This is a genomic window from Bifidobacteriaceae bacterium, from assembly GCA_031281585.1.
Lineage (GTDB): Bacteria > Actinomycetota > Actinomycetes > Actinomycetales > WQXJ01 > JAIRTF01.
The window spans coordinates 96,084-103,113 of the sequence record JAITFE010000067.1; the positions used below are offsets into that span (position 1 = coordinate 96,084).

5 protein-coding genes are annotated in these 7,030 nt (G+C 69.0%); 2 read left to right on the forward strand and 3 right to left on the reverse strand.

Going from position 1 to position 7,030, the window contains the following annotated elements; translation table 11 throughout:
* The first annotated feature begins 430 nt into the window (after positions 1-430).
* Entirely contained in the window at positions 431-1,633 is a 1,203-nt protein-coding gene (locus LBC97_08220) for a class A beta-lactamase-related serine hydrolase (GenBank protein MDR2566031.1), read from the forward strand.
* Between the two features lie 303 nt (positions 1,634-1,936).
* On the opposite strand, the gene LBC97_08225 is transcribed toward LBC97_08220, so the two are convergent.
* Complete coding sequence (locus LBC97_08225; GenBank protein MDR2566032.1) at positions 1,937-3,379, reverse strand: xylulose kinase; 1,443 nt, start codon at positions 3,377-3,379, stop codon at positions 1,937-1,939.
* Positions 3,376-4,569, reverse strand: a complete 1,194-nt coding sequence (gene xylA / locus LBC97_08230) for a xylose isomerase (protein ID MDR2566033.1) — start codon at positions 4,567-4,569, stop codon at positions 3,376-3,378. The genes LBC97_08225 and xylA overlap by 4 nt, the downstream gene beginning before the upstream one ends.
* Before the next feature lie 181 nt (positions 4,570-4,750).
* Between xylA and LBC97_08235 the strand changes: the two genes are divergently transcribed.
* Positions 4,751-5,989, forward strand: coding sequence for an ROK family protein (locus tag LBC97_08235; protein MDR2566034.1), 1,239 nt, complete (start codon positions 4,751-4,753; stop codon positions 5,987-5,989).
* A gap of 137 nt (positions 5,990-6,126) precedes the next feature.
* Here the strand turns inward: LBC97_08235 and coaE are convergent, their stop codons facing one another.
* Positions 6,127-6,735, reverse strand: a complete 609-nt coding sequence (coaE, locus tag LBC97_08240) for a dephospho-CoA kinase (protein ID MDR2566035.1) — start codon at positions 6,733-6,735, stop codon at positions 6,127-6,129.
* Between the last annotated feature and the right edge of the window lie 295 nt (positions 6,736-7,030).

The window sequence follows — 7,030 nt, forward strand, 5'->3', positions numbered from 1 at the left end:
GCGATGTTGGCATTCAGGCTCATCCGGGTTGGCAGTTTTCGCCAGCGCGGCCGAGGTGCCCGCGAGCTTCGGAAGCGAAGCCGCGGTGGCTGTTCCTTGAGCGCTGGACGGCAGACCGACCAGCAGCATTGACAATCCGACTAGCGAAGTGGTTAATCCGAAACGATGGCGTTGACTTGGTTTGTGGCGTTTCATATGGGCGGTTTCCTTCATGTGGGGGGGGTTGCGCTCGGGCGAGACGCACATTGATCGTACTGCCGCGGGGCCGCCCCTGCTTACCCACGCAGCGGCGGCCGCCGGGAGCGAACCTGGCTGCGATCCACAACCGTGACACTCCGTCAACTGCTGTGAAACCCACCAGAAACCGCAGGGCGGTTGACTTGGCAGCGTTCCGCCTGTTCCGGACACTCCTCTTGGCGAAAGGACGCCCATGCGCACGCGCGATTCCTCGATTCCCAGGCCTACACGTTGGCTCGCCCAGGCGGGATCAGTCGCCCTCGCCCTGTGCCTGGCATTCGGCGCGGCGGCCCCTGCTGGCGCGGTTTCGCCAACCGAAGCGGCGTGGGACGCCCTCGGTTCGCGGCTGCAAGCCGTCATCGACGAAGCCGGCGCCGATGGCGTCCGGATGGGGATTGCGGTAGCCGATCTGAGCGGGACCTACGGCGGCTTGACGTCATCGCTCGGGAGCGCGGAGCCGTACAAGGCTGCGAGCGTCATCAAATTGCCGCTGCTCGCCCTGCTCATGGACTACGCCGACCAGGGGACGTTGAGCCTTGGCGAGTTGGTTCACATCGAAGAGGGCGACAGCAACATTGTGGGCGGGTCCGGAACCCTGAGGAATCGTGAATTCCCGCTCGACATCACAGTTGGCGAGTTGATGGAATTGATGGTCCAGGTCAGCGACAACACCGCCACCAATGTGCTGATCGACCGGGCTGGCGGATTTGACGCGGTCAACGCGTACATAGCCTCGCTCGGGTTCGACACAATGTGGTTAGGGCGCAAGATGATCCATCCCGCTGTACCGCCGCTGCAAGAGAACTATCTCAACGCGCAGGAAGTCCGGGATCTGCTGATTATGCTCTGGGACCACGAAATCTTGAGCCCCGAATCAAGCGAACACATCATTACGTTGATGAAAGGCCAACTGGTCGACACAAAGTTCGGGGCCGTCATCCCGCGCGAGTTCTTGGCCAACAAGACGGGGGAACTCGGCGACGTATCCCATGATTCGGGGTACATCCTTCTGCCGGGCCGGGAGACCGCACTGGCGGTGACGACCGCGTTCGACTCCTCCCGGCCGCGCGCCGAAGTGGACCTGTACGTGCAGCGGGCCGCGACTATCACATACGAATTCCTCCAGGAGCCGCTGGCCTCCCCCGAGCCGTCCGATTCGGACTCCCCCTCCGCGACGGCCACAGGAGGGGAATCGGCCGTCGGAGCGACCGGCACGCCGCAGTCGGGCGACCGGTCGGCTCAATCCGGCGAGTCCCTCGCGGCCACGGGTGCCGCCAACCCGCCGTGGTCTCTCATGCTGAGCGCCGCCGCCTTGATCGGTCTGGGCGGATGCTTGTCGGCGGCCGCCGCGCGGCTCCGAACCCGCCACCGCGCCGCCTGGGAGGCCAGCCCCTGAGAGGCGGTGACTCCGACGCTCTGCCCCCAAAGCCGACGATGCCGTGGCGCAAGACCCAGCGGCAAAGAAGCGCGGCCCCCTTGGGGTTCCGGCGCGGTCGCTGCGATCTGCCGGCTCACCCTCGACTGGACGGCATGGGCCCCGTTTGGCTCATCCACCACGAATCCTCTACTTGCACTTGTGGACGGTCATGTTGTTGAGCCGTTGGCGCGTCACGGTTTTGAGCCGTCTTTGCGGCTGGGTTGGGGTTGGTCCGCGCGTCTCGGCGCGGTGTTGGTGCGGGCTTGGCAGCCTCCTTGAGGATCAGTGGCTGCCGATCGTCAGCTCCTTCACCTGGTCGTACTGCTCGCGGACAATCGGGGCGGGTTTCGCCGTCATCACCTGGGTGCCCTCGCGGGGCCAGGACGGCAGCTGGCCGGTGGCGACCCATGCCGCTTGGCGGGCGGCGCCGTCTGCCACATATTCGCCCGGGGGCGGCACAATGACGTCCCGGCCGAAGACCGTTGGCGCGATCTGGCGCACCGCTTCGGAGTTGGCGCCGCCGCCGATCAGGAACAGGCGCTCCACCTCCAAGCCTTGGCGTTCGATGGCGCTCAAACCGTCCGCCAACAAGCACAACAGGCCCTCCACCGCGGCACGGGCGGCATGCGCCGGGGTGGAGTTGGACAGCCGCCAACCGTGCCAGGCGCCGGCCGCGTGGGGTTTGTTCGGAGTTCGCTCCCCCTCCAAATAGGGCACCATGACCAGGCCGCCGGCCCCAGGCGGGGCGGACAGCGCCAAGCGGTCGAACTCTTGGTAGGACGCGCCGACAAAGCCCGCGACCGCCTCAATAATCCGCGCGCCGTTGAGTGTGCACGCCAGCGGCAGGTAGCGTCCCGTCGCGTCCGCGAAGCCGGCGACCAGGCCGGATTCGTCGGCCGTGGGGCGCGGCGAGATGGCGCTGACCACCCCGGACGTGCCGATTGAGACCGCCACGTCGCCCTTTTGCAAGCCCAGGCCCAGGGCGGCGGCGGCGTTGTCGCCGGCGCCCGGTCCGAGCAGCGCCTCCGGGTTCAGGGCCAGTCCCTCGGCCGCCGCGCGGCCAACCGGCTCTGCGGGCCCGAACACCCTTGGCAGGACTGGCAGGTTCCCGACCGGGCGGCCCAAGGCCGCCGCGAGGAGGTCCAGTCTGTAGGACTCGTCAAAAGGCGACCAGTAGCCGGTCCCAGAGACGTCGGAGCGGTCCGTCGCCAATCGATCCAAGCCCGGCGCGCCCGCCAGCTGCCAAGTCAGCCAGTCGTGCGGGAGCGCCACAGCGGCCAGGCGGGCAGCGTTGGCCGGTTCGTTCTCAGCCAGCCAGCGCAGCTTCGTGACGGTCAGGGATGCGACCGGCACGCTGCCGATGGCGTTCGCCCACGCGCGCGCACCGGCGGCCCGGTCCCCCTCGCCCAACTCGGTGATCAACTGCTCGGCCGCGGCGGCTGAACGCGTGTCGTTCCACAGCAGAGCCGGCCGGATCACATCGCCGTCCTGGTCCAGAGCCACCAGGCCGTGCTGCTGGCCGCCCACCCCGATCGCGGCGACGTCCTCAAGTCCCCCGGCGGCATCGGCGGCCTGGCAAAGCGCGTCCCACCACGCGGCGGGGTCCACCTCGGTGCCCTCCGGATGCGCGGCCCGGCCGGAGCGGCGCAACTGGCCGGTGGCGGCGTCGCGGATGACGATCTTGCAAGACTGGGTCGAGGTGTCTACCCCGGCGACCAGGGTCATCGGGCCCCCACCAGGAACTCGACGGCCAACTGGTTGAGCCGGACAAAGCCGAAGCCCCGCGAGGCGAGGGCGTCCGGGTCGGCGTTGCGGTAGACCGAATCATCGGCCAGGAACTCGGCCAGGCTCTCCCCTGGGTCCAGGGTCGGCTCGGACAACTCGTTGACGCCGGACGCCGCCACCGCCGCCTGCACCTCCGGGTCGGCCCGGAAAGCCAGCGCGCGTTCCTTCAGCAGCAGGTACATCCGCATGTTGGCGGCCGCGGTCTGCCAAACCTGCGCGGAATCCTCGGTGCGGGACGGCTTGTAGTCGAAGTGCCGGGGGCCGTCGTAGCGCGGGCCGCCGCCGGGGAAGCCGTTTTCCAGCAGGTCGACCGTGCCGAAGGCGCTCAACAGGTCGCCGTGGCCGAACACCAAGTCTTGGTCGTATTTGATCGACTTTTGCCCGTTCAGGTCGATGTGGAAGAGCTTGTCCGCCCAGAGCGCTTGCGCTATGCCGACCGTGTAGTTCAAGCAGGCCATCTGCTCGTGGCCCACCTCCGGATTGAGCCCCACGATGTCCTTGTTCTCCAGGCGCTCAATGAACGCCAGCGCGTGGCCCACCGTTGGAAGCAAGATGTCGCCGCGAGGCTCGTTAGGCTTCGGTTCCAGGGCGATCCTGAGGGCGTAGCCCTTGTCCTTGATGTATTGGGCCACGGTGTCCAAGCCCTCGGCGTAGCGGCTCAGGGCCGCGAAGTAGTCTTTCGAGGTGTCGTATTCGGCGCCCTCGCGGCCGCCCCACATGACGAATGTCTGGGCGCCCAGTTCGGCGGCCAGGTCCACGTTGCGGAGCACTTTGGCCAGGCCGAACCGCCGAACGCGGCGGTCGTTGGAGGTGAAGGAGCCGTCCTTGAACACCGGGTGGGAGAACGTGTTGGTGGTCACCATCTCGACCACAATGCCCGTGTCGGCCAGCGCTTGCTTGAACCGGCCCAAGATGCGGTCGCGTTCCGCGTCGGAAGCGCCGAACGGGATGAGGTCGTCGTCGTGGAACGTGATCCCCCACGCTCCGATCTCCTTCAGCCTCCAGACCACTTCGACTGGGTCGAAGTGGGGGCGCGAGCCGGACCCGAATTGGTCCTGGCCCACCCAGTCGACGGTCCACAGCCCGAAAGAGAACCTGTCGGCGGGGGTCGGGGTTGGGATACCTGGCATGGCATGCTCCTAGCTCTGCTGGTCAAAGGCCATTCGCGGGCTTTCCGGGCGCCTTTGCGCCGGCCAGCGGGCCCTTGCCGATGATTTGTAGATGTCATAAACTTATCCGATCCGGACGGCGCGTCGGGAGGGGCAATGGTCCCGGCGGGCAAGCTTGCGCGGCAACCAGGAAGGCGGCGAGATGGCCAACCCCTCAGAACTCCGCGAGCGCAACCTGGGCGCCGTCTTGACCGAGATCTGCGCGGGCGCCATCCCAGGCGGCCGCGCCCCCGCCCGCAGCGAGATCGCCCGGCGAACCGGCCTGCACAAGACGACGGTGTCGCTGCTGGCCGACGAATTGCTGGCGGCGGGGCTGATCGCGGAACTTGACCCCCCGGCCGCCACCCGGTCCGGGCGGCCGCCGCTCCCGCTGGTTCCCGCCCCCGGCCGCCTGGCCGGTTTGGGCCTCGAGGTGAACGTTGAGTACCTTGGCCTGACCGCGATCGACCTGGCCGGCGCGGTTCAGGCGCAGAGGTTCGAGGCGGGCGACTTGCGCGGGTCGAAACCTCAGGCGGTGTTGGATCGGCTGGCCCGGCAAAGCGCGGACGTGATCGAACGGCTGGAGCGAAACGGGACCGAGGTGGTCGGCATCGGGCTCGCGTTGCCGGGCTTGACCACCACGGCAGGCGGGCAATTCGCGCTGCTCAACGCCCCCAATCTGGGCTGGCGGGACCTCGACTTGGCCCCGTTTCGGGACCGCTTCGGGCGCCCGCTGACGCTCGACAACGAGGCAAATCTGGCCGCCCGCGCGGAAGTCAGGCTCGCCCACCCGAACCCAGCCGAACGGACGTTCGTGTACCTGTCCGGGGGCGTCGGGATAGGGGCAGCCTTAGTGTCCGATGCCGTCCAGATCGCCGGTCTCCACGGCTGGGCCGGGGAGGTGGGCCACGTCACGGTCGAACCCGGCGGGCCTGTGTGCACTTGCGGAGCGCGCGGCTGCCTGGAGGTGTTCGCCGGACGGCGGGCGATCGCACGGGCGGCCCGACTGGGCGAAACGGCGGGGCCGCGGGAGGCGCTCGAGGCGCTGGGCGGGGCTTCCGGCGGTTCGGGTCTCGCCTGCCGGCGCGGCGAAAATCCGCTGGAAGGGGTGGTGGATCACCTGGCCACGGGCTTGAGCGGCGTGCTCAACCTGCTCGACTTCACGCAAGTGGTGCTGGGCGGGGATTTCGCGATCTTGGCTCCTGTGTTGGCGAGGCCGCTCCAGGCTGCCCTGACCGAGCGGGTGCTCGCGGCGCGTTGGGGCGGGGCGGAAGTGACGGTGCGGGCCGCCCGAGCGGGCACGACCGCCGCCATGGAAGGGGCCGCCTGGGCGGTCTTGGACGGGGTCCTGGCAAATCCGGCGCCGCACCTGGCCGGACCCGGCCGGCACGCGGCCGCCTGACGGATGTTTCCGCGCTCTGCGGCTCGTCCGGCGCGGCCGGGCGCGGCTGAAACGGCGATCGTGATCCGGGAGCGGATCACGAAGGGCTTATCGGTCGCGCCGGGGGGTGGGGAACCGCTCCCCGCGGGCGGCAGTCGCTACTCGGGACTGTTCGGGGCCGCCAAGGCCGGCAGCAGCCGGGAGTTGATTTGCTCGCGCAGATTGGATTCGGCGCCGGAGCCGTCCAACACTATGTCCGCCACGGCCGCGCGTTCGGCCTCGGTGACCTGGGCGCGGATGCGGGCCAGCGCGTGGCTCGGCGTCATCCCGCGTTTTGTCAGTCGCTCCAGCCGCACCGACTCCGGAGCGGCGACTGTGACGACCAGGTCGAAGTCCCCCGCCTGGCTGGTTTCGACCAGCAGCGGGATGTCGCAGATCACCGCCTGGGCGCCGGCGGCGCGCGCCCGCTCCTGGATGCGCGCCGACTCACTTTGGATGAGAGGATGCGTGATCGCCTCAAGGCGCGCCCGGGCCTGCGCGTCCGCGAAGACGATTCGCCCCAAAGCCGCCCGGTCAAGCGACCCGTCGGTGAGCAAAATGGCCTGGCCGAACGCTTGCGCCACAGCCGCCAGCCCCGGCGCTCCGGGCGCCACGACCGCACGGGCCAACACGTCGGAATCCACCACCGGGTAGCCAAGCTCCGCCAGGCGCCGCAGGGCGGTGGACTTCCCCGCCCCGATTCCCCCGGTCAACGCCACCCGCAGCACCCCACCAGCATAGGCGCGGGCGTTTGATCGCTCGCAACGGCCCTGCGCCCAAGCGGCGCGAGCTCCGAACGGCCCTGGGCAAACGCAAACGGGCGGGTGGCCCGGCCGAAACCGGTACCACCCGCCCGTTCAAAGCACTGACGGCGAACCGTCAGTTGCTGGTCAGCTTCTCCCGTAGGGCCGCAAGGGCCTCGTCAGAGGCCAATGTGCCCTCCGCCTCCGTGAGGTCGGAGCGGTAGTTGGTGGCGCTGCCGTCCTCGACGGCGGCGTGCTGATCGGCCTGCCGCGCGGTCTG

Coding starts and splice junctions, on each gene's coding strand:
- LBC97_08220 (MDR2566031.1), top strand. CDS start 431: ATGCGCACGCGCGATTCCTCGATTCCCAGGCCTACACGTTGGCTCGCC.
- LBC97_08225 (MDR2566032.1), bottom strand. CDS start 3,379: ATGACCCTGGTCGCCGGGGTAGACACCTCGACCCAGTCTTGCAAGATC.
- xylA (MDR2566033.1), bottom strand. CDS start 4,569: ATGCCAGGTATCCCAACCCCGACCCCCGCCGACAGGTTCTCTTTCGGG.
- LBC97_08235 (MDR2566034.1), top strand. CDS start 4,751: ATGGCCAACCCCTCAGAACTCCGCGAGCGCAACCTGGGCGCCGTCTTG.